At 65.3% G+C, this 23,491-nt stretch carries 21 protein-coding genes; 13 read left to right on the top strand and 8 right to left on the bottom strand.

The genetic code is table 11. The features are described from left to right. The first annotated feature begins 18 nt into the window (after positions 1-18). From WHZ77_RS21795 to WHZ77_RS21855, 13 genes are all read left to right on the top strand, one after another. Positions 19-342: a Dabb family protein gene (locus WHZ77_RS21795; protein WP_375309817.1), complete on the top strand. Its 324-nt coding sequence runs from the start codon at positions 19-21 to the stop codon at positions 340-342. After that, complete coding sequence (locus WHZ77_RS21800; protein ID WP_375309818.1) at positions 339-1,418, top strand: maleylacetate reductase; 1,080 nt, start codon at positions 339-341, stop codon at positions 1,416-1,418. The genes WHZ77_RS21795 and WHZ77_RS21800 overlap by 4 nt, the downstream gene beginning before the upstream one ends. Before the next feature lie 4 nt (positions 1,419-1,422). Further along, positions 1,423-2,790 carry an amidohydrolase family protein gene (locus WHZ77_RS21805; protein ID WP_375309819.1) on the top strand — a complete coding sequence of 456 codons (1,368 nt, stop codon included), beginning with the start codon at positions 1,423-1,425 and terminating at the stop codon, positions 2,788-2,790. Between the two features lie 20 nt (positions 2,791-2,810). Beyond that, on the top strand, positions 2,811-3,713 hold the full coding sequence (locus WHZ77_RS21810) for an NAD(P)-dependent oxidoreductase (protein ID WP_375309820.1): 903 nt from the start codon (positions 2,811-2,813) through the stop codon (positions 3,711-3,713). A gap of 14 nt (positions 3,714-3,727) precedes the next feature. Beyond that, positions 3,728-4,612 carry an intradiol ring-cleavage dioxygenase gene (locus tag WHZ77_RS21815; RefSeq protein WP_375309821.1) on the top strand — a complete coding sequence of 295 codons (885 nt, stop codon included), beginning with the start codon at positions 3,728-3,730 and terminating at the stop codon, positions 4,610-4,612. 58 nt (positions 4,613-4,670) lie between these two features. After that, positions 4,671-6,065, top strand: coding sequence for an FAD-linked oxidase C-terminal domain-containing protein (locus tag WHZ77_RS21820; protein ID WP_375309822.1), 1,395 nt, complete (start codon positions 4,671-4,673; stop codon positions 6,063-6,065). After that, complete coding sequence (locus WHZ77_RS21825; RefSeq protein ID WP_375309823.1) at positions 6,062-7,588, top strand: sugar ABC transporter ATP-binding protein; 1,527 nt, start codon at positions 6,062-6,064, stop codon at positions 7,586-7,588. The genes WHZ77_RS21820 and WHZ77_RS21825 overlap by 4 nt, the downstream gene beginning before the upstream one ends. Continuing rightward, on the top strand, positions 7,581-8,531 hold the full coding sequence (locus WHZ77_RS21830; protein ID WP_375309824.1) for an ABC transporter permease: 951 nt from the start codon (positions 7,581-7,583) through the stop codon (positions 8,529-8,531). Before WHZ77_RS21825 ends, WHZ77_RS21830 begins: the two co-directional genes overlap by 8 nt. Further along, positions 8,528-9,505, top strand: a complete 978-nt coding sequence (locus tag WHZ77_RS21835) for an ABC transporter permease (protein ID WP_015687159.1) — start codon at positions 8,528-8,530, stop codon at positions 9,503-9,505. The genes WHZ77_RS21830 and WHZ77_RS21835 overlap by 4 nt, the downstream gene beginning before the upstream one ends. Positions 9,506-9,547: 42 nt before the next feature. Further along, positions 9,548-10,522 (top strand): sugar ABC transporter substrate-binding protein, encoded by a 975-nt coding sequence (locus WHZ77_RS21840; RefSeq protein WP_375309825.1) that lies wholly within the window; start codon positions 9,548-9,550, stop codon positions 10,520-10,522. A gap of 77 nt (positions 10,523-10,599) precedes the next feature. Further along, entirely contained in the window at positions 10,600-10,887 is a 288-nt protein-coding gene (locus WHZ77_RS21845; protein ID WP_247501416.1) for a YciI family protein, read from the top strand. Between the two features lie 416 nt (positions 10,888-11,303). Next, positions 11,304-13,046, top strand: a complete 1,743-nt coding sequence (locus WHZ77_RS21850; RefSeq protein WP_375309826.1) for a class I adenylate-forming enzyme family protein — start codon at positions 11,304-11,306, stop codon at positions 13,044-13,046. Positions 13,047-13,079: 33 nt separating this feature from the next. Continuing rightward, the gene (locus WHZ77_RS21855) at positions 13,080-14,288 is read left to right on the top strand and encodes an ABC transporter substrate-binding protein (protein ID WP_375309827.1); all 1,209 of its coding nucleotides are present in this window, start codon (positions 13,080-13,082) and stop codon (positions 14,286-14,288) included. A gap of 21 nt (positions 14,289-14,309) precedes the next feature. Here the strand turns inward: WHZ77_RS21855 and WHZ77_RS21860 are convergent, their stop codons facing one another. From WHZ77_RS21860 to WHZ77_RS21895, 8 genes are all read right to left on the bottom strand, one after another. Beyond that, positions 14,310-15,302 (bottom strand): ABC transporter ATP-binding protein, encoded by a 993-nt coding sequence (locus WHZ77_RS21860; RefSeq protein ID WP_375309828.1) that lies wholly within the window; start codon positions 15,300-15,302, stop codon positions 14,310-14,312. Continuing rightward, positions 15,299-16,288 (bottom strand): ABC transporter ATP-binding protein, encoded by a 990-nt coding sequence (locus tag WHZ77_RS21865; protein WP_015687163.1) that lies wholly within the window; start codon positions 16,286-16,288, stop codon positions 15,299-15,301. Before WHZ77_RS21865 ends, WHZ77_RS21860 begins: the two co-directional genes overlap by 4 nt. Positions 16,289-16,307: 19 nt before the next feature. Then, complete coding sequence (locus tag WHZ77_RS21870) at positions 16,308-17,231, bottom strand: ABC transporter permease (RefSeq protein ID WP_375309829.1); 924 nt, start codon at positions 17,229-17,231, stop codon at positions 16,308-16,310. Further along, on the bottom strand, positions 17,228-18,169 hold the full coding sequence (locus WHZ77_RS21875; protein WP_375309830.1) for an ABC transporter permease: 942 nt from the start codon (positions 18,167-18,169) through the stop codon (positions 17,228-17,230). The genes WHZ77_RS21870 and WHZ77_RS21875 overlap by 4 nt, the downstream gene beginning before the upstream one ends. A 17-nt stretch (positions 18,170-18,186) precedes the next feature. Further along, complete coding sequence (locus WHZ77_RS21880) at positions 18,187-19,788, bottom strand: ABC transporter substrate-binding protein (RefSeq protein WP_375309831.1); 1,602 nt, start codon at positions 19,786-19,788, stop codon at positions 18,187-18,189. A gap of 141 nt (positions 19,789-19,929) precedes the next feature. Continuing rightward, positions 19,930-21,600, bottom strand: a complete 1,671-nt coding sequence (nikE, locus tag WHZ77_RS21885) for a nickel ABC transporter ATP-binding protein NikE (protein ID WP_375309832.1) — start codon at positions 21,598-21,600, stop codon at positions 19,930-19,932. Continuing rightward, positions 21,597-22,445 carry an ABC transporter permease gene (locus WHZ77_RS21890; protein WP_375309833.1) on the bottom strand — a complete coding sequence of 283 codons (849 nt, stop codon included), beginning with the start codon at positions 22,443-22,445 and terminating at the stop codon, positions 21,597-21,599. The genes nikE and WHZ77_RS21890 overlap by 4 nt, the downstream gene beginning before the upstream one ends. Beyond that, a complete protein-coding gene (locus tag WHZ77_RS21895; protein ID WP_375309834.1) occupies positions 22,442-23,476 on the bottom strand; it encodes an ABC transporter permease in 1,035 nt (344 codons plus the stop codon). Before WHZ77_RS21895 ends, WHZ77_RS21890 begins: the two co-directional genes overlap by 4 nt. Positions 23,477-23,491: the final 15 nt, after the last annotated feature.

Here is a 23,491-nt window from a genome sequence, read left to right on the forward strand (position 1 = left end):
AGGCGAGGAAACCAGGAAATGTCGGGCCCGATCAGGCACATCGTGATGTGGCGGCTGCGCGGCGAGACCCAAGAGGAGCGCGCCGCGGCCCGGGTCAAGGTCAAAACCCTGTTCGAAGGTCTGCGCGGCCGGATCGACGGCCTCACCCACATTGAAGTCGGTGTAGACGTCAGCGACGTCGACTACGCCTGCGATGTCGTCCTGTTCTCCGAATTCACCGACCACGCCGCGCTGGCGGCCTATGCCAATCACCCCGAACATTTGCGCGTCCGCGAGGCGCTGGGCGACTTGCGGATCGGACGCTTCCAGGTCGATTATCCCATCAAAGAGACCGGCGCATGATCGGTTCGTTCACCTTCGAGAACCTGCCCTGCCGCGTCGTGTTCGGCAGCGGAACGCTGGCCTCGGCCAAGGCGGAGGTGGAGCGTCTCGGTGGCAAGCGCGCGCTGGTGCTGACGACGCCGCAGCAGGAAGCCCAGGGCAGGAGCCTCGGTACGGCGCTCGGCTCGCTCTATGCCGGCATCTTTCCCGGCGCGACCATGCACACCCCGGTCGAGGTCACGGAGCGCGCGCTCGCGGCGATGAAGGCGTGCGAGGCCGACTGCGTGGTCTCGCTCGGCGGCGGCTCCACGACGGGCCTCGGCAAGGCGCTCGCCTTGCGCACCGGCGTCAACCAGCTCTGCATTCCCACCACCTATGCCGGCTCGGAGATGACGCCGATCGTCGGCCAGACCGAGAACGGCCTGAAGACCACGGTGCGCGATGCGGCCGTGCTGCCGGAGACCGTGATCTACGATGTCGATCTCACCCTCACGCTGCCGGCCAGCCTCGCCGCAACGTCCGGCATCAACGCGATCGCCCATGCGGTGGAAGCGCTCTACGCGCGCGACACCAATCCCGTGACATCGCTGATGGCGGAAGAAGGCATCCGGGCCTTGGCCCGCGCCCTGCCCGCGATTGCCTTGGAGAATGACGACCGCGAGGCCCGCACCGAGGCGCTCTATGGCGCCTGGCTGTGCGGGGTCTGCCTCGGCACGGTCGGCATGGCGCTGCATCACAAGCTCTGCCATACGCTCGGCGGCACGTTCGATCTGCCGCATGCGGAAACCCACACCATCGTGCTCCCGCATGCGCTGGCCTACAACGCACCGGCCGTGCCCGATGCGATGGCGCGGATCTCGCGTGCGATCGGCGCGGCCGATGCCTCGCAGGGATTCTTCGACCTCGCGAAGCGGCTGGGCGCCAGGCTGGCCCTGCGCGACATCGGGATGCCCGAAAGCGGCATCGACAAGGCGGCCGATCTCGCCGTCACCAATGCCTATTGGAATCCGCGCCCGCTCGAGCGGGGCGCCATCCGCGACCTCATTGCGCGCGCCTGGGCCGGCGAGCCGCCGGTTGCCATCAAAGCGGCGGCGTAAAGCAATGAGGCGCACGCTGATCAAATCCGCCACGGTCATCAGCATGGATGACGCGATCGGCGATCTCAATACCGGCGATGTGCTGATCGAGGGCAGCCGCATCGTCGACGTGCGTCCGTCGATCGAGCTCGGCAGCGGTGCGAGCGAGATCGTCGACGGCAAAGGCCGAATCGTCATCCCCGGCCTGATCAATGCGCATATGCACACCTGGCAGACCGGCTTGCGCGGCTATGCCGCCAACTGGACGCTGCTGGAATATTTCCGCCGCATGCATGCCGGGCTCGCGACCGTGTTCCGACCGGAGGACATCCACATTGCGACGCTGGTCGGCGCGCTGAACCAGATCAATTGCGGCACGACCACGCTGGTCGACTGGTGCCACAACAATCCGACACCCGATCACACCGACGCGGCCGTGCGCGGCCTGATCGATAGCGGCATCCGCGCCGCCTTCTTCCACGGCTCGCCAAAGCCAGAGCCGAAGCCCGGCGAGCCGCATTTCTCCGAGATTCCGCATCCGCGCCGCGAGATCGAACGGCTGCTGGCCGACCCCCTCGCCGACCGCGATGGCCTCGTCACGCTCGGGCTTGCCATCCTTGGCCCGCATTACTCGACGCTCGATGTCGCCATGCACGATTTCCGCCTGGCTCGGGAGCTGAAGCTGATCGCATCGATGCATCAGGGCGGCGGTCCGGCCAAGACGCCGGGTGGCTGGGAGAAGCTGATCGAGGCCGGCCTTGTCGGCCCCGGCATCAACATCGTCCATGGCAACGACCTGCCCGACGATCTCCTCGACAGGCTGGTCGATCTCGGCGTGTCCTTCTCGGTGACGCCGGAGAATGAGATGATCCAGGGCCACGGTTTCCCGATCACCGGGCGGCTGCTCAAGCGCGGCGTACGACCAACGATCGGCATTGATCTGGAGTCCGTGCTGGCCGGCGACCTCCTCTCCGTCGCCCGCATCGCTTTGTCGATGCAGCGGGCGCTCGACAATGCGGAGTCGCGCAAGGCCAGCGGCACCATTCCGGCTACGACCACGATCCCCGTTCGGGAAGCGCTGCGCTGGATCACGACGGAAGGCGCCCGCGTGCTCGGCCGCGAGGACCAGATCGGATCGCTGACGCCGGGCAAGCTCGCCGACCTCGTCATCATCAACGCGTCCGATCTCAACCTTGTCCCGGTGCACGATCCCGTCGCGACCGTCGTGATGCAGACGGGCCTTGCCAATATCGAGGCCGTCATGATCGGCGGCGCCTGGAAGAAGCGGAACGGCCGGTTGCTGGTCGAGGATTTGGAAGCAAAGAAAGAGCTGCTGGCGCAATCCGGCCGGCGGTTGGTGCAGGACATCGAACGACGGGGACACGCCGCCTGAGCGGCCAACGGACAACAACAATGACAGACGCATCAAAGAACGTCGCTTTCATCGGGATCGGCAAGATGGGCCTGCCGATGTCGGCCCTCGTCGCCAAGGCCGGCTATGCCGTCACCGCGTTCGATCAGAACGCGGCGCGGATCAGCGAAGCGCGGGAGCAAGGCATCTCGATTGCCACCTCGCCGGCCGAGGCCGTGAGCGGCAAGGCCGTCGTGATCACGTCGCTGCCCGATGATGCCGCGCTGCGCGGCGCCTCGCTCGGCCCGACCGGCCTCATCGCCGCGATGGCGCCCGGAGCCGTTCTTATCGAGACCAGCACCGTGAGCGTCGAAGCATCCATTGAAGTTGCAGCCGCCGCGCAGGCCCGTGGTATCGCCTATCTTCGTTCACCAGTCTCCGGCAATGCCAGCATCGTCCATACCGGCGCCCTGACCTGCTTCGTGTCGGGACCAAAAGACACCTTCGAGAACGCAAAGCCGCTGTTCGCAGCCTTCACCCGCGCCCAGACCTATCTCGGGCCGGCCGAGGAAGCGCGTTACGCAAAGCTCTCGGTCAATTTGATGATCGCGGTATCCGCCGCGATGATGGCGGAGAGCCTTGCGCTGGCGCGCAAGGGCGGCATCGCCTGGCAGGACATTCTGAAGGTGCTCGACGACAGCGCCGTTGCATCGCCCATGGTGAAATACAAGACCGCGCCGCTGCGCAACCGCGATTTCGAGTCGACTTTCTCCTGCAAGCAGATGGCGAAGGATCTCGATCTCATTCTCGGCGCAGGCCACGCCGTCGGCGTGCCGCTCCAGCTCGCCGCGCAAGTGCGCGAGACCTACGGCTCGCTGGTGGCGCAAGGCGATGGCGACACCGACTTCATCGCGACCGTCAAGCACCTGGAACGGCTGTCCGGGCTTGGCGAACCCAAACTCTGATCGCGGAGGCACCCATGCGTAACTTCAACGAGACCACGATCACCGACGCGGTGCTTGAGCGGATCGAGGACGCGAGCGATCCGCGCATCAAGCACATCAGCGAGGCACTGGTGCGCCATCTCCATGCCTTCGTCCGCGAGGTGCGGCCGACCCAGAAGGAATGGGAATACGGCATCGACTTCCTGACCCGCACCGGCCACATGTGCGACGACAAGCGCCAGGAGTTCATCCTGCTGTCGGATGCGCTGGGTGTCTCCATGCTGGTCGATGCGATCAACCATCCCGTGCCGGAAGGCGCGACCGAGACCACGGTGCTTGGCCCGTTCTTCGTCCAGGCCGCGCCGGAGAAGGATAGCGGCGCCGATATCTCGGGCCCGATGGAGGGTGATCCGATGCTGGTCACCGGCTCCGTCTCGACCGTCGACGGACAGCCGCTCGTAGGTGCCACCGTCGACGTCTGGCATTCCGACGACGACGGCTATTACGACGTGCAGCAGCTCGACGACATCGGCGATCTCGCGATGCGCGCCCGCTTCCACACCGATGCCAACGGCCGCTTCCATTTCTGGTCGATCAAGCCCGCCGCCTATCCGATCCCGCATGACGGTCCGGTCGGCGAGATGCTGGAGGTTCAGGGTCGCCATCCCTGGCGCCCCGCGCATGTCCACTTCATGATCTCGGCGCCGGGCTTCGAGCAGCTCGTCACGCACGTGTTCGTCGCCGGCGACCAATATCTCGACAGCGACGTGGTGTTCGGCGTCAAAGACAGCCTGATCCGCGAATTCGTCCGGCATTCTGCCGGCCGTGCGCCGGATGGTCGCATGGTGGAGCGCGACTATTTTCACCTCAATTACGATTTCGGCCTGAAGCAGGTCGCGAGCAGCGCAAGAGCCGCCTAGACTGGTCGGCGACGGACCGAACAAGAGTCCGGCGACAGGGAGCAGACGGGAGTTAGTGATGGGACCGCGGGTCAGCACGAGCATATTGGCCGAACGCCTCACCGGCATGATCGGCCCGCGCGCGAGCGTTGCGCGCGGCGTGCTGGACCAGCATGGGCAGAGCGAGTCGCACTATCGCAACTTGCCGCCCGACATCGTCGTCTTCCCAGAGACGACTCAGGAGGTCGCTGAGATCGTCAAACTGTGCGCCGGCGCAGGCATGCCGATCGTCCCGTTCGGCGCAGGCACGTCGCTTGAAGGAAATGCGGCCGCGGTTGCGGGCGGCGTCTGCTTCGACTTCGCCCGCATGAACAAGGTGCTCAATTTGCACGACAGCGACATGGACGTCGTGGTGCAGCCCGGCATCACGCGCAAGCAGCTCAATGCCGAGCTGCGCGGCACCGGATTATTTTTCCCGATCGATCCCGGCGCCGACGCCTCCATCGGCGGCATGGCCTCGACGCGCGCATCCGGCACCATGGCGGTGCGCTACGGCACCATGAAGGACAATGTCATGGCGCTGGAGGTGGTGCTGGCCGACGGCCGCGTGATCCGCACCGCCAGGCGCGCGCGCAAATCGGCTGCAGGCTACGATCTGACGCGCATGTTCGTGGGCGCGGAGGGAACGCTCGGGGTCATCACCGAGGTCACGCTGAAGGTGCATCCGGTACCGCAGGCCATCTCGGCCGCGGTCTGCAGCTTCGATACGTTGCACAACGCCGTCGACACCGCGATCTCCGTGATCCAATCCGCGATCCCCGTGGCGCGCATCGAGTTGCTCGACGACGTCATGATGCGCGGCATCAACGCCTACGCCAAGCTCGGCTATCGCGAGGCCCCAACCCTGTTCTTCGAATTCCACGGCTCCGAGAGTTCCGTCGCCGAGCAGGCCGAGGCCGCACAGGCGATCGCCGCCGACCATGGCGGTCATGGCTTTGCCTGGGCCAAGGCACCGGAAGACCGCAGCCGGCTCTGGCACGCCCGCGACAACACGCTCTATGCCGGCCTCGGCTTGCGACCTGGCGCACGCGCCGTGATAACCGATGTCTGCGTCCCGATCTCGCGGCTGGCCGAATGCCTGACCGAGACGCGGCGCGACGCGGACGAGCACGGCTTTACCGCGCCGATCGTCGGCCATGTCGGTGACGGCAATTTCCACACGCTGATCCTGATCGACCCGGCCAGGCCCGAGGAGACCGAAGGTGCCAAGGCGCTGCAGGCCCGCATGGTCGCCCGCGCCATTGCGATGGACGGCACCTGCACCGGCGAGCACGGCATCGGGATAGGCAAGATCGACTATCTCACCGACGAGCTCGGCGAGGCCGTCGACGTGATGCGGTCGATCAAGACGGCACTCGATCCCGATGGACTGATGAACCCCGGGAAGATCTTTGCGAGCGGAGCACGCGCATGAGCAATGCTGCGTTGGCCATCGAGACCGCCTTACCGGTGCCGCTGCTGGAGCTGCGCGGCATCAGCAAGGAGTTTCCCGGCGTCAAGGCGCTGGATGACGTGTCCTTTGCCGTTTACCCCGGCGAAGTGCACATGCTGCTCGGGGAGAACGGCGCGGGCAAGTCGAGCCTGATGAAGGTGCTGTGCGGTGCCTATCGCGCCGATTCCGGCGAGTTCTACTACAGGGGCGACAAGGTCGATATCTCATCGACGGCGGATGCGCAGAAGCTCGGCATTGCCGTGATCTTCCAGGAATTCTCGCTGGTCCCCCATCTCGATATCGCCCAGAACATCTTCCTCGGCCGCGAGCCGAAAGGCCGCATCCCCGGCACCATCGACCGCCGCAAGATCCTGGCCGACGCCAGGCGTGTGCTCGATACGATCGGCTTCGAGATCGATCCGTCCACCACCGTCGACAAGCTCGGCGTCGCGCAGCAGCAGATGGTCGAGATCGCCAAGGCGATCAGCCAGAACGCTCGCATCCTCGTGATGGACGAGCCGACCGCGGCGCTGTCCGACCGCGAGACCGAGCTGCTGTTCGCGCTGATCGCGCGGCTGAAGGCCGACGGCGTCTCCATCGTCTACATCTCGCACCGCATGGCCGAGGTGTTCGCGCTCGGCGACCGCATCACGGTGCTGCGCGACGGCCGCCGCATCGACGGCGTCAAACCTGCCGACGTCACCCCGGATCAGCTCGTCCGGATGATGGTCGGCCGCAACGTCGACATGACCTATCCGCGCAATTTTGCCGACAAGCCCGGCGAGCTGCTGCTCGAGGTCAAGGGCCTGAGCGCGCCAAGCGGCATCTCCGACATCAACATCGAGGTGCGACGGGGCGAGATCGTCGGCCTGTGCGGCCTGGTCGGCTCGGGCCGCAGCGAAGTTGCGCGCGCCATCTTCGGCGCCGATCCCACGAGCGCCGGCGAGATCATTTTCGACGGCAAGGCCATGTCCGGCGAGCCTGATTTGGCCGCCCGCCGCGGCATCGCGCTGATCCCGGAGAGCCGCAAGAGCGAAGGCCTCGCGCTGTTGCGGTCGGTCAGCGACAATCTGGTGGTCTCGGCGCTGCGAAAGCTGTTCCCGAGCGGCCTGTTCGACCAGCGCGCTGCGCAACGCACCGCCGACGGCCTGATCCGGCAGCTCAGGATCGCGACGCCCAGCGCGCGCCAGACCGTCGGCCTGCTCTCGGGCGGCAACCAGCAGAAGGTCGTGATCGGCAAGTGGCTGGCGGCCGGCTCGAAGCTGTTCATTTTCGACGAGCCGACCCGTGGAATCGACATCGGCGCCAAGTCCGAGATTTTTGCCCTGATCGATCGTCTGGTCGCCGAAGGCGCCGCGGCACTGATGATCTCATCCGAGCAGATCGAAATCTGCCATGTCTGCGATCGCGCCTACGTGATGCGCGAGGGCCGCATCGCCGGGCACCTGACGCGCAACGAACTGACCGAGGAGAACATCGTGCGACTGGGGATGCATCATGCGTGAGGCCGCAATCGTCTCGCAACCCAATCCGCTGCAGCGCATTCCCGGCGTTGCCATCGTGCTCGTGCTCCTGATCGCGCTGTTTGGCGCGATCGCACCCGGCTTCCTGTCCGTCGCCAATCTCTCCAACGTGCTGGTGCAGTCGACCATCCTGACGATGCTGGCGCTACCGATGACGCTGATCATCATGACCGAAGGACTGGACCTGTCGATGGGCGCGGTGCTGACGCTGACTTCGCTCTGCGTTGCCATCGTGTCGCTCGCGACCAAGTCGATGCTGCTGGGCCTCGGCGCCGGCCTGCTGGTCGGCACGGCCTTCGGCTTCGCCAACGGCTGGCTGGTCGCCATCGTCGGCATTCCGCCCTTCGTGGCGACGCTCGGCACGCTCGGCATGGCGCAGGGCCTGTCGCTGATCGTCAGCGACGGCCAGAGCGTGGTCGGCATCCCCCACAGCGTGCGCGACATCTATTCGGCCACGCTGCTCGGCGTTCCCGTGCCGATCGTGATGGCACTGGTGACCTACGCGGCATTTCACGGCCTGCTCTATCACACCCGCTTCGGCACCTACATCTTCGCGCTCGGCGGCAACCGCGAGGCGCTGCGCTATGCCGGCCTGTCGCCGAACAAGCTGCTGATCGTGGTCTATGCGATCGGCGGCGCCATGGCAGGCATCGCCGGCCTGCTGATGACCGCGCGGATGAATTCCGGCCATCCCACCGCCGGCCTCGGGCTCGAATTCGATGCCATCGCGGCCGTCGCGGTCGGCGGCACCTCGTTCGAGCGCGGCAACGGCTGGCTGCTCGGCACCCTACTCGGCGTCCTTTCCGTCGGGGTGTTGCGCAACGGGCTGAACCTGATCTCGCTGCCATCATCGGTGCAGGTCGCGAGCGTCGGCGTCCTCGTCATCGTCGCGCTGTTCCTCGACGGCCTCCGGAGCCGCGCATGACCGACATCACCAAAGAGGCGATGATGCCGCCCCGCTCCTTCCTGTCGCAGGACGCGATCCAGGTGTTCTACCGCCTGCTCGCGGCGCTCTTGATCTGCGCGGTGCTCGCCGTGCTCAGCGATTCCTTCCTGAGCCTCGGCAACATCCTCAACGTACTCAGGCAGGCGAGCCTGACCTTCTTCATCGCCTCCGGCCTGACGCTGGTGGTGCTGACCGCTGGCCTCGATCTCTCGGTCGGCGCCAATGTCGCACTGTCCGCCTGCATCGCCGGCACCGTGATCCACAAGACCGGCTCGCCGGCGCTCGGCATCCTCGCCGGGCTTGCCTGCGGCGGCATCGTCGGGCTGCTCAACGGGGTGATGGTCACGGCCCTGCGCATCCCCTCCTTCATCGCCACCTATGGCATGCTCTGGGTGCTGAACGGCCTCACCTACTGGTACATGGCGGGCGAGACGCTCCACGGTTTCCCGGCCGGATTCCGCCAGATCGGCAGCGGCTATCTGTTCGGCCTGCCGATCCCGGTCTACCTGCTACTGGTGTTCCTCGGCATCGGAACGCTGTTTGCCCAGCGAACGATCTGGGGCCAGGAGATCTATGCGATCGGTGCCAATCCGGTCGCGGCCCGGCTCTCCGGCATCCCGGTCGCGCGCCGGCTGCTGCTGGTCTATGCCGTCTCCGGCACGATGGCGGGGCTCGCCTCGATCATCTTCCTGTCGCGGCTGAATTCCGCGGAGGCCGACATCGGCGAAAGCCTGACGCTGCCGGCGATTGCGGCCGTGCTGATCGGCGGCACCTCGCTGTTCGGCGGCGTCGGCACCGTGTTCGGTACCTTCATCGGCGCCCTGATCCTGACGCTGGTGCTGAACGGCATGAATCTACTCTCAGTCAGCGCCAACTGGCAGCCGCTCGTGACCGGCATCATCGTCATTCTCGCGGTCTGGCTCGACATGAAGACCCGCCGCCGCGCGCAATGAGTTCCTGGACTACCAACAAGCAAAACGAGGGATGGAGGCAACATGAAACATAAACTGGGTTATCTGGCGCTACCGCTGCTGATGGCGGCCGCGTTCACCACGCAGGCGCGCGCTGACGGCGAGACCATCGCCGTCTTCACCAAGAACCAGACCAATCCGTTCTTCCAGACGGTGCGGGTCGGCGCCGACAACATGGCGAAGGTGCTGAACGCCAAGACGCTGCAGTACATCCCGACCAAGCCGGACTCGATTCCCGAGCAGCTCAGCCAGATCGAGGACGTGGTGGTGAAGAAGCCGAGCGCGATCGTCTTCACGCCGGTCGACTACAAGGCGATGGTGCCGGGCGTCGAGAAGATCAACGAAGCCAAGATCCCCGTCGTCAACATCACCGACCGCTCCGCCGGCGGCAAGTTCCTCTCCTTCATCGGCGCCGACGATTACAGCCTCGGGCTCGAGACCGCGCGCTTCCTGCTCAAGACGCTGGGCGGCAAGGGCAACATCGTCATCATCGAGGGCGTCAAGGGCTCGCTGACCAATGTCGACCGCGTGCGCGGCTTCAACGACGCACTGAAGGAAAACGCGGGCGCCAAGCTGCTGGCCTCGCAGCCCGGCAATTACCAGCGGCTGCAGGCACTCCAGGTGATGGAAAACCTGATGCAGTCGAACTCGCAGATCGACGGCGTGTTAGCTGCCAATGACGCCATGGCGGTCGGCGCGATCGAGGCGCTCGACGGCGCCAATCGCAAGGCGCAGGTGATCGGCATTAACGGCACCAAGGAGGCGATCGACGCGATCAAGTCCGGCAAGCTGCTCGCCAGCGGCGACTACAACGGATTTGCGCAGGGCTGCCTCGGCACCATGATGGCGATCCGCAGCTTGCGCAACCAGCCCATCATTGCCGAGATCGTCCTGAAGCCGACCGTCATCACCAAGGACAACTACCAACCGTTCGACGTGCCGCTGGAGCAGCGCACCTGCCCGACCTTCGAGGAAGCCGGCAAGCTCAGCGCCAAGTAAATCGACCGATTGCGACGAACATGGACGGCCGCCGCTCGCGGCCGTCCCAAGAAACGGCCAAATCAACGGAGACCATCATGCTGTTCGCCATTCATGCTGTTGACCGCGCCGGCGCGCTTCCGACCCGGCTCGCCAATTACGATGCCCATAAGGCTTTCCTGAGCGACACCTCTCGCTTCGGAGTCAAGATCGTGATGTCCGGTCCGCTCGTCTCCGACGACGGCGCCACCATGATCGGCAGCCTGTTCCTGATCGAGGCGCCCGGCCGAAGCGAAGTCGAAGCCTTCAACCGCGCCGACCCCTTTGCGGCAGCGGGCATTTGGGAAAAGGTCACGATCACGGGCTTCCTGCGCCGCCAGGGGTGAGGGCCGGCTCAAGCCAAGACGCGAAAACAACCCCATGCACAGTAGAACGAGGTTGTTTTGACTTGCGAATTTTCGCTGCGAGCAGACTTTGACACGTCGGGCAAAACAGGGGCATATTGGCACCATCGCCCGATCGCGGCTCCGGCGCTCTCATCCAGACCCAGACCCATACAAACGTCAGCGCCGCTGACCGCGTCGGCACGCATATGCATTCACTAGCGGCTGTTTGCATATCACCCCTCCCGCGTTGGTGACAGCTCACCAGCCGGTCAACGCAAGTCAGACTCTTCCATATCACCCAAGCTTTTGATGCGCGGCGAGGATTGCGTCGCGCCAACAATGCGCGGTGCTTGACAAGCCGTGTTCAGCGGAGGGAAGCGCATGCCGTTACTCGTGGCCTCGCGTTGCAGGTTCCCATGACAAGCGAGCGTCGCGATTGGCCGGCGGTTTCACTCGACGAAGCCACCCGCATCCTCACAGCTCCAGGCGCGCCGTTCGAGATGGAGACGATCCAGGTCGCGGGGCGTCATGTCCGGGTTTACAGGAAGGCGCATCGCGATCTTCGCGCAATCTTCGAGGCCAGCAAGGCGTGGGGCGACCGCACCTTCATCGTCTTCGAGAACGAGCGCCTCTCTTTTCGCGAGCACTATCGCGCAGCGTCGGCGCTGGCGTGGCGACTGGCGGACGATTACGGCGTGAAGAAGGGAGACCGCGTCGCTATTGCGATGCGGAATCTTCCGGAATGGCCGCTGGCGTTCTGGGCGGCAACAATCATCGGCGCTATTGCGGTACCGCTCAATGCCTGGGGAACCGGAGATGATCTGGCCTATGGCCTGCGCGATTCCGGCGCACGTGTCGCCATCGTCGATGGCGAGCGCCTGGCCCGTCTGAAATCGCTGGCCGCGGGCGATCACACTGCCGCGCTCATTGCGGTGCGCGCTACGCCGGAGACCCTGGGCGACGCGACCTCGCTCGAGGATCTGATCGGCCCGACGTCGAACTACCATGCCTTGCCGGACCGGGCGCCACCCGATCGGGACATCCAGCCGGACGACGACGCAACCATCCTCTACACGTCAGGCACCACCGGTCGCCCCAAGGGAGCGCTGGGCACGCATCGCAACATCATGTGCAACCTCGTGAACATCACGTTCTCGGGTGCCCGCGCGGCGATCCGGCGCGGCGATCCGCTGCCCGCGCCACCGGACGCGCAGAAGGCGGTCCTGCTCCCTGTGCCGTTCTTTCATGTCACGGGGTGTCATTCGATCATGATCCCGGCATTGGCGAACGGCGCGAAGATCGTGCTCATGTACAAATGGAATGCGGAAGCGGCGCTCGAGCTGATCGAGCGCGAGCGCGTCAACGGCATGTCCGGCGTGCCGTCCATGACGTGGCAACTGCTGGAATCGCCGGACTTCCAGCGCCGGGATGTCTCAAGCCTTGAAGGCCTGTCCTACGGCGGCGCCGCCGCATCGCCGGAACTGACCCGGAAGGTCGCCGCGCTGTTTCCGGGCAAGTTCGGGGGCACGGGCTATGGCGCCACCGAGACGTCCTCGGTCTCGACGTCGAACGGCGCCGAGGACTATCTGGCGCGGCCGGACTCGGTCGGGCCGGCCGTTCCCGGATGCGACTTGCGCGTCATCGACGAGGCCGGAAACACGCTCCCCATCGGCGCGATCGGCGAACTCGAAATCCGCGGCGGCAACGTCGTGAAGGGCTACTGGAACAATCCGCAGGCAACCGCGGCTGCGTTTCGCGACGGCTGGTACCGGACCGGCGACATCGCCCGGATGGACGCGGACGGCTTTGTCTACCTGCTCGATCGCGCCAAGGACATGCTGATCCGCGGCGGCGAGAACATCTACTGCGTCGAGATCGAGGACGCCCTGCTCGCTCATCCCGATATTTTCGAAGCCGCCATTGTCGGCATCCCCGACCGCGTACTCGGTGAACTCGTCGGTGCCGTCGTGCGCGCAAGGGCCGGATCGCGCCTTAGTCCGGAACAGGTGATCGAGCACCTGCGCCCAAGGCTTGCGACTTTCAAGCTGCCGGTCCGCGTCGACATCCGCTTCGAGGAGCTGCCACGCACCGCGAGCGGCAAGATCGTCAAGCGACAGCTCCGCGAAGAACTCGCCGCAAAGGCGAGTTCACCTGGATGAGGGTTAAAAACAAAACATAATCGGGAGGATGAAATGAAGAAACTCTTGTCGGCCATCTTGGTCTTATCGGCCGGACTGCTCGTGGTGACAGGCGCAACTGCCGCCGAGAAGAAATACGACGAAGGCGCCTCGGATACCGAGGTCAAGCTCGGCCAGACCATGCCCTATAGCGGCCCGCTGTCGATCCACGGCATCCAGGGGCGCACCGAGGTCGCCTATTTCAAGATGCTCAACGAGGAGAAAGGCGGTATCAACGGCCGCAAGATCAATCTGATCTCCCTCGATGACGCCTTCTCGCCGCCCAAGACCGTCGAACAAACCCGCAAGCTGGTCGAGAGCGACGGTGTGCTCGCGCTGTTCGGATCGTCCGGGACCGCGGCGCAATCCTCCGTGCAGAAATACCTCAACGGCAAGGGCGTGCCGCAGCTGCTGGTCTCGACCGGCGCGAACAAGTGGAACCAGCCAAAGGCCTTCAAATGGTCGACGCCGGCGTTCCATCTCTACGGCACCGAGGGCGAGATCCTCGCAAAGTACCTGCTGTCCGTGAAGCCGAACGCGAAGGTCGCGATCCTGATGCAGAACGACGATTTCGGCCGCGACTACGTGTCCGGATTCAAGAAGGGCCTCGGCGACAGGGCATCCACCATGATCGTCAAGGAGGTCACCTATGAGCTGACCGATCCCACGATGGATTCTCCGGTCGCGCAGCTCAAATCATCCGGTGCCGACGTGTTCTTCAACGTCTCGCTCGGCAAGGCCGCGTCGCAATCGATGAAGAAGGCCTTCGAGCTCGACTGGAAGCCGATGCAACTGGTGGTCAGCCCGTCGGTCGGCCGGCAGTTCCTGGAGGCCGCAGGCTTCGATTCCGTCACCGGCATCATTGCGGCAACGCCCTACAAGCAGGTGTCGAGCCCCAAATGGGCCGAAGACCCTGACGTCGTCGCCTATCAGGCGTTCATGAAGAAGTATCTCCCGAACGAAGACCCCAAGAACGAGATCGGCTTCGCCGTCTATTCGTTCGCCTACATCATGGGGAAGATCATCGAGGCCTGCGGAGACAATCTCACGCGGGAGAACCTGCTGTACCAGGCCACGCATCTGAACAACGTTCCGGCGCCCTCGTTGCTGCCAGGCACCACCTACAGCACGACGCCGGACAATTACGTCCCGTTCAAGCGGCTGGTGGTGCAGAAATTCGACGGTAACGACTGGATCCAGGTCACGGCCGTGACCGTCGAGTAGCGATGCACCAAACGGCGACGGCTATCCGGCCGTCGCCGGCACACCGTCTTCGAGATGACAGGCCACCCACTGCTCGGGTGCAGCTGCGCGCAGCGTCGGCTCCTCCGTCCGGCAGCGATCGAACACGTAGGGGCAACGGGTGTGGAAGCGGCACCCGCTCGGCGGGTTGATCGGGCTCGGCACGTCGCCCTTGAGGATGATCGGATTGCGCTGAGCGCCGGGCTCCGGCAGCGGCACCGCCGAGAGCAGCGCCTTGGTATAGGGATGCTTGGGCGCGGCAAAGATCTCGCGGCGCGGCGCGACCTCGACGATCTTGCCGAGATACATCACCGCGACGCGGTGGGTCATGTGCTCGACGATTGCAAGGTCATGGCTGATGAACAGCAGCGCCAGGCCGAACTCGCGCTGGAGATCCTGCAACAGATTGACGATCTGCGCCTTGACCGAGACGTCGAGCGCCGAGACTGCCTCGTCGCAGACAATCAGTTCGGGTTCAGCCGCGAGCGCCCGCGCGATGCCGATGCGCTGACGTTGGCCGCCGGAGAATTCGTGCGGCCGGCGGTTGAGCGCCTCACGCGGCAGGCGCACGGTGTCCATCAGCGCCGTCACGCGCGTTTCGAGATCGATGGCGGATTTGGCGAGGCCGAAATTGCGGATCGGCTCGGCCAGGATGTCGCGCACGCGCATGCGCGGGTTGAGACTGGAGAACGGATCCTGAAACACGACCTGCACGCGGCGGCGCATCTGGCGCATCGTGCTCGGCGCGGCGTCGTCGATCCGCTGGCCGTCGAGAATGACCTGCCCCGAGGTGATGTCGAACAGCCGCAAAATCGCGCGGCCGACCGTCGACTTGCCGCAGCCGGATTCGCCGACCAGCGACAGCGTCTCGCCGCGCGCGATCTCGAACGACACGCCGTCCACCGCATAGACCCATTCGGACTTGCGGCCGAACAGGCCTTTGTTGACGGGAAAATGCTTCTTGAGGTCGTTGACCTGGAGCAGCGGAGGACTCATGCCGCGATGGCCCCCTTGGCGGAATAATGGCAGGCGGCGACGTGACGAGGCGCCTTCTCTTCGAGGCCCGGCGCATATTGGCGGCACAGATCGGTCGCGAGCGCGCAGCGGCCGGCGAAGACGCACCCGACGATGGGCTTCCTGAGATCCGGCACTTGCCCGGGGATTTCAGCCAGACGTCGCGCGGTGCCAGTCAGCGACGAGCCGAGCCGCGGCACTGCGCCGAGCAGACCCTGCGTGTAGGGATGCCGCGGCGAGCGGAACAGCTCGGCCACCGGCGCCTCCTCGACCTTGCGTCCGGCATACATGACCATGACGCGCTCGGCGATCTCGGCCACGACGCCGAGATCGTGGGTGATCAGGATGATCGCGGCGCCGACCCGGCTCTTGAGGTCGAGCATCAGCTTCAGGATCTGCGCCTGGATGGTCACGTCGAGCGCGGTGGTCGGCTCGTCCGCGATCAGGAGCTTGGGATTGCAGGCCAGCGCAATCGCGATCATCACGCGCTGGCGCATGCCGCCGGAGAGCTGGTGCGGATATTCGCGCACCCGCCGCTTCGGCTCGGGAATGCCGACCAGGGTCAGCATCTCGACCGCGTGGGCCTCGGCGGCGACCTTGTCCAGGCCCTGATGGATCATCAGCGTCTCACGGATCTGACGGCCGACAGTCAGCACCGGATTGAGGCTGGTCATCGGTTCCTGGAAGATCATCGAGATGTCGTTGCCACGGATGGCGCGCATCTCGCGGTCGGAGAGTTGCAACAGGTCCTTCCCCGCAAAGCGGATGGAACCCGCGATCCTGCCCGGCGGCTCGGGGATCAGCCGCATCAGCGACATCGAGGTCACCGACTTGCCGCAGCCGGATTCGCCGACGATGGCGAGCGTCTCGCCCTCGTTGACGTGGAAGGATACCCCGTCGACCGCGCGGTTGATGCCGCTGGGCGTCCGAAAATGGGTCTGGAGGTTCTCGACTTCGAGCAATGCCATCGCGATCAGCCCCGCATCATCAGAGGCTCTTGGCCATGCGCGGATCGAGCGCATCGCGAAGGCCGTCGCCGAGCAGATTCACGGCAAGCACGGTGACGGACAGGAACGCCGCCGGGAAGAACACGATGTAGGGCTTGACCTGCCACAGCGCGCGGCCTTCGGCCATGATGTTGCCCCAGGACGGAATGGTGGGCGGCGTGCCGGCACCGATGAAGGACAGGATCGCCTCGGTGATCATGGCGCTGGCGCAAATGTAAGTTGCCTGCACCAGCATCGGCGCGAGCGTATTGGGCAGGATGTGGCGCAGGATGATCATCGGCGTGCGCGTGCCGCAGGCGACCGCAGCATCCACATAGGGCTGCTCGCGCAGCGACAGCACCACGCTGCGGACGAGGCGCGAGACGCGGGGGATCTCGGCGATGGTGATGGCCAGAATGACGTTGCCGACGCTGCCGCGCGTCAGCGCCATCAGCGCGATCGCGAGCAGGATTGGCGGGATCGACATCAACCCGTCCATGAAGCGCATCAGGATGCCGTCGGCCCAGCGGATGAAGCCGGAGACGATTCCGATGACAAGACCGGCCGCGGACGCGAATATCGCGACCGACAAGCCCACCGTGAGCGAGATGCGCGCGCCGTAAAGCACGCGCGAATAGATGTCGCGGCCAAGCACATCGGAGCCAAACCAGAAAGCGGCGGACGGCGCGCGGGTGCGTTTTGCCGGCGCAAGCGCAGTCGGATCGACCGTCCAGAGATAGGGCGCAAAGATCGCGATCAGGACCAGGATGAGCAGCAGCGCGCCGCCGATCGCGACCGTGGGATGGCCGCGCAGCAGGCCGACGATGCCGCGCCGGATCACGACGGGCCGAAGGATTTCCGGCAGTTGCGGCGCGACGACGAGCCCGGCCGGCAGTGCTTGCGGATTGACGGTCGTATCGGTCAATAGCGGATCCTCGGGTCAACGAGCGTATAGACGACGTCGATCATCAGATTGACGAGAACGTAGACGAAGCTGAACAGCAGAACGATGCCCTGGATGACGGGATAGTCGCGGCGCAGGATCGCATCGATCGTGAGACGGCCGAGGCCGGGGATCGCGAACACGCTTTCCGTGACGACCGCGCCGCCGATCAGCAGTGCGATGCCGATCCCGATCACGGTGACGATCGGCACCGCTGCGTTCTTCAGCGCATGAACGAACAGGATGCCGCCCTGCCCGAGGCCCTTCGCCTTGGCGGTGCGGATATAGTCCTGCTGCAAGACTTCAAGCATGGTGGCGCGGGTGATGCGCGCGATCAGCGCGATGTAGACGCAGCCAAGCGCAACCGCCGGCAGAATTAGGTTTTGCAGCCAGGGCCAGACCCCCTCCGAGAGCGGCGTGTAGCCCTGCACCGGAAGCCATTCGAGCTCCAGCGCGAAGATGTAGGCGAGGATGTAGCCGACGACGAAGACGGGCAGCGAGAAGCCGAACACCGCGAACGCCATGATGACACGATCGATCAGGCTCCCCGCCTTCCATGCTGCCACAACGCCGAGCGGCACCGCGACCACGATGGTGAGCAGCAGCGTGACCATCATCAGCGACAGTGTCGGCCCGAGACGCTGTCCGATCATCGTGGAGACCGGCAGGTTGGTGAAGATCGAGGTGCCGAGATCGCCGTGCAGGATGCGCCAGACCCAGCTTCCGAACTGGATCAGGAACGGCCGGTCGAGACCGAGACCCTGGCGAATGCGCTCCACATCCTCCGGGCTCGCCTGATCGCCCGCGATCACCACGGCGGGATCACCCGGCGCGATGTACAGCAGGCTGAACACGAACAGCGCGACGATCGCCATTACCGGCAAGGTCGAGACGATGCGGCGGAGGATGTAAGAGAGCATCTGGCTTCAGCGCAAGGTCATGCGGATTTCGACACGCCCCAGAAGAACGGCAGCGGCCCCTTGGTGATGCCGGAGACGTTCTTGCGCCACGCCGTGTAGCTCAGGAAGAAGCCGGTCGGGGCGTAGACGACGTCATCGAGCGCCGCCTTGTTGAGGCGGCCGATCGCTGCCTTCTCCTCGTCGAGGTTCTTGGCCTCGAACCATGACGTGACTTCCTTCTCGGTGCCGGGGCTGGTGGGCCAGCCGAACCAGGCCTTGTCGCCATTGGCGCGAATGGCGGTGTAGGGCGCCGGATTGATGCAGTCCGCGCCCGCGTGCCAGGTGTGGAACATGTTCCAGCCGCCCTGTCCCGGCGGCGTCTTCGCCGCACGGCGGGAGCCGACGGTGCCCCAATCGGTGGCGACGAAGTCGACATTCATGCCGAGCCTTTTCAGCAGGTCCGCGGTGACGTCGCCCTGCGCCTTGGTGATCGGCTGGTCCTGCGCCACGAGGCACGTCACCGGCTGGCCGGAATAACCGCTCTCGGCAAGCAGCTTCTTGGCCGCATCGAGATCGCGCTTGCCCTTGAGGATTTCGCCGCCCATCTCGCTATAGAGCGGCGTGTCCGGCGTGAAGAAGCCGGGCAGCGTCTTCCACAGCGCATTGTCGTCACCGACGATCGCGCGCATGTAGTCCTCCTGGCTCATCGCCATCAGCACGGCGCGCCGCGCCCGCACGTCGTTGAACGGAGGATACAGGAAGTTCATGCGGAACGAGCCGACATTGCCGAGCGGATCGCCGATATCGACGCTGATGTTCTTGTTCTTCTTCAGCACCGGAACAAGGTCGGCGATCGGGCTCTCCCACCAGTCGACCTCGCCGCTCTGCAACGCGGCAGCCGCCGTCGCCGGATCCGGCATCACGATCCATTCGATACGATCGACCAGGATCTGCTTGCCGCCGGCAAGCCAGGACGATTTCTCCTGTCGCGGCGCATAGTCGGCGAATTTCTCGAACACGGCTTTCGCGCCGGGCACCCACTCGCCCTTGGCGAACTTCATCGGCCCGGAGCCGACATAGTCGCCGATCTGCTTGAACGGGTCGGTCTGCGCGATACGCTCCGGCATGATGAAGGCGCACGGCGAATTGTTCTTCGCCAGCGCGTAAAGCAGCTTCGGGAACGGCTGCTTCAGGACCCATTTGAAGGTGCGATCGTCGACGGCGGTCAGCTCCTGCTGAAGCGCCTTGATCATCAGACCCATCGGATCGCGCGCCGACCAGCGCGTCAGGCTCGCGACGACGTCCTTGCTCAGCACCGGTTCGCCGTCATGGAACTTGAGGCCCGGCCGCAGCTTGAATGTCCAGGTCGTGCCGTCGTCGCTCACCTGCTCGGACTCGACCATCTGCCGCTGCGGCACCAGCGAGGAATCGATGCCGTAAAGCGTGTCCCAGACCATCGCGGCGGCATTGCGCACGACATATTGCGTGCCCCAGATCGGGTCGAAATTGGCGAGGTTTGCCTGCGGCACGAACCGCAGGGTGCGGGCAGAAGCGCCTTGTGCGATCGCCGGGGCCGAGACGCCGGTCAATGCCAGACCGCCCGCGCCGGCCAATCCCTTCAATACCGTCCTGCGATCCATGAAATCCTCCCGATAGTGCCGTGATTGCCGGCCGTCTTTGGCCAAGAGCAGGTGAAACCAGAGCCCATTAGCCTGCAAACGGTATGCCACTAACCGGACCCTCCCCAGCGGGACTCCTCGGCATTTCGACCGGTTCAGGCTTCAAAGCGCAACCGCCAGCGCCGGCCCGGTGTCGATATGGGGGATCGCCTCGACCAGCTTGCGCGTGTAGTCGGTCTTGGGATTGTCAAACAGCGCCCGGCTGTCGCCCTGCTCGACGATGCCGCCGTTGCGCAGCACGATGGTGCGGTCGCACAGCATGCGCACCACGTTGAGATCATGGCTGACGAACAGCAGCGCGATGTCGTTCTCGCGCCTGAGGCGGTCGAGCAGTTGCAGCACCACCGCCTGCACCGAGACGTCGAGCGCAGCAGTCGGCTCGTCCAGCACCAGCAGCCGCGGCCGGCAGGCGATGGCGCGGGCAATGCCGACGCGGGCTTTCTGGCCGCCGGAGAGCTGATGCGGGAAGCGCGGCAGAAGATCCAGCGGCAATCCGACCCGCTCGGCGCATTCCTCCACGCGCTTGCGCAGCGCGTCGCCCGCACGCATGCCGCCCAGCCGCAGCAGCGGATGGGCAATGCAGTCGAACGCCGTAAAGCGCGGATTGAGGCTCTCATTCGGGTCCTGGAAGACCATCTGGATGTCTTTGCGGAGCGGCGAGCGGTGAAAGTCGCGCGACGCGATATGCCCGATCGACTGCCCGTCGAACACGATGTCGCCTTCGCTGGGATCAATCAGCCGGCAGATCATGCGCGACGTCGTGCTCTTGCCGGAGCCGGATTCGCCGACCAGCCCGACGCTCTCGCCGCCGGCCATCGTCATCGAGAAATCCGCGACCGCCGCGGAGCCCTCGTCGAAACGTTTTGCAAGTTTGCGCACTTCAAGAAGCGGCGGCGTCCCGTACGCAGGCTCCTGCCTCGGCTTGTCGAGCACTGCCGCGTAGCCTTCCCGCTCCTCCTCCGTCACGAGGTCTTCGATCCGCGAATTCGCGGTGGGCGATGCTGCGACCAGCCGCTTGGTGTAGGCATGCTGCGGCGCGCTGAAGAGCGCCTTGGGGCTTGCCTCCTCGACAATGCGGCCGCGTTCCATCACGGCGATGCGGCGGCAATAGCGCGCCGCAAGGCCGAGATCGTGCGTGATCAGGATCGTCGCCATGCCGCGCGCGGCGGCAATGTCCGCCAGAAGATCCATCACCACTTTCTGCGTGGTGACGTCGAGCCCGGTGGTCGGCTCGTCGGCGATCAACAGCGAGGGATTGCAGGAGATCGCGATCGCGATCATCACGCGCTGGCACATGCCGCCGGACAGCTCGTGCGGATAGGCATTCATCCGCGTCTCGGGGTCGCGGATCTGGACGGCACGCAGCAGCTCCAGCGCCTCGGCGCGCGCCGCGTCCTTCGAGATCTTCTTGTGCGTGAGGATCGCGTCCGCGATCTGCAGGCCGATCGCCCGGATCGGATTGAGCGCCGCCCGCGGGTTCTGGAAGATCATCGACATCGCGGCGCCCTGGAGCTGACGGAGGTCGTCTCCCCCAAGCTTCGTCACGTCCTGCCCGCGGAACATGATCCTGCCGCCGGTGACGCGCCCGGCCGTATCCAGCAGCCGTGTGGTTGCAAAGCCGGTCACCGACTTGCCCGAGCCGCTCTCGCCGACGAGGCCGAGCATCTCGCCCTTGTCGACCGAGAGCGTCACGCCGCGCACGGCCTCGACCATGCCACGCCGCGTCGAGAACGAGACGTGGAGGTCGCGGATCCCTAGCAGTTGCTCGCTCATGTTCGCATCCGGGGATCGAGAATGTCCCGCATCCCGTCCCCGAGCAGATTGAAGCACAGCACGGCCATCATCAGCGCAAGACCCGGAAACGCCACCAGCCACCACCGCCCCGTCGAGATGAAACGCGCGCCTTCGGCGACCATGATGCCCCATTCCGGCGTCGGCGGCTTGACGCCGAGGCCGATGAACGACAGGCCCGCCGCATTCAAAATGGCCCAGCCGAGGTTGAGCGAGATCTGCACCGCCATCGCCGGCAGGATGTTCGGCAGCAGGAAGCGCAGCACCACGGAGAAATGGCTCTCGCCGCAGGCGCGCGCAGCCTCGACCCAGCCGACATTGCGGCGGACGTTCACCTCGGCGCGCGCGAAGCGGATGTAGAACGGCAGGTTGATGATCGCGGTCGCGATCACGATGTTCTCGATCCGGTTGCCCAGCGCCGCGACCATTGCCATCGCCAGCACGAACAGCGGAAACGCCATCATGACGTCCACGAAGCGGCCGACGCCGCGATCGAGCTTGCCGCCGGTATAGCCGCAGAACGCGCCGACGACCGCGCCGATCACGAAGGAGATGCCGACCGCCGAGACCGCGATGGCAAGATCGAGCCGTGCGGCGATGACGAGACGGCTGAACACGTCGCGGCCGAGCTGGTCGGTCCCGGCCAGATGGGCCGCGCTCGGCGGCAGCAAGGCCTCGGAGACATTGGAGACCACGGGATCATAGGGCACGATCCACGGCCCGAAAATCGCGACCAGGACGAACAAAGCAACGCCGGCCGCGGCAACGGCCGTGAGCGGATTGCCGCGCAGGATCCAGACGGAATGACGGAGGGTTGCGCTGGTCATTCGATCGACACCCTGGGATCGGCGATGCCGTAGCAGACATCGACGACCAGATTGACCAGCACGAACAGGCTGGCCATCAGCAGCACGAAGCCCTGCACCGGCGCATAGTCGGAGGACAGCAGCGCATCGAGCGCGTAGGAGGCAACACCCGGCCAGGAGAACACCTTCTCCACCAGAACGTTGGCCCCCAGCATGGTCGAGAACACGATGCCGGCGATGGTGATGACGGGCAGGATCGCATTCCTCAGGGCATAGGTGACGACCACCTTGTGCCAGGATAATCCGACCGAGCGCGCGGTGCGCACGAAATCGCTGCCGAGCGACACCAGCATCGACGCGCGCGTGATCCGCGCCAGCGGCGCGATCACGAACAGCGCCATGCTCACCGCCGGCAGGATCAACTGCTTGCAGGCCGCCCACCAGCCCTCGACATCTCCGGCAAGCAGGAAATCGATCGACAGGAATCCGGTGCGTTGCGGTGGCAGCGAGGTGAAGACGTCGATCCGCCCGGTCGGATCAGGCGCCAGCCCGAGCAGGTAGTAGAAGACATAGATCAGCAGCAGGCCCGACACGAAGGTCGGCACGCAGACGCCGAGCGCGCAGAACAGCCGCACGCTGTGATCGACGAACGACCCCGGACGCAGCGCCGCGACCACGCCGAGCGGCACCGCCGCGATCAGCGCAATCAGGAGCGCGGTGAAGGTCAGCTCCAGCGAAGCCGGCAGCCGCTCGCGCAGATCCTTCAGCACCGGCTGCCCGGTCATCATGGAGCGGCCGAGATTGCCGCGGCCGATGTCGGAGAGATAGAACAGGAGCTGCTCCGGCACCGATTTGTTGAGCCCCATTTGCTTGCGGATCTGCTCGATCTCCTCCTTGCCCGCATTGGGCCCCGAGGCGAAGAACACCGCGGGGTCGCCGGGCAGGACGCGCATCAGCAGGAAGGTGAAGACCAGCACACCGAACAGCGCCGGCAGCGACGATAGCAGCCGCCTGCCCGCCCGTAGCAATGTCGCACCAAGACCGGTCTTCACCTTTCGCAGCCTCTC

This window comes from Bradyrhizobium sp. A5 (assembly GCF_042076515.1).
Lineage (GTDB): Bacteria > Pseudomonadota > Alphaproteobacteria > Rhizobiales > Xanthobacteraceae > Bradyrhizobium > Bradyrhizobium cosmicum.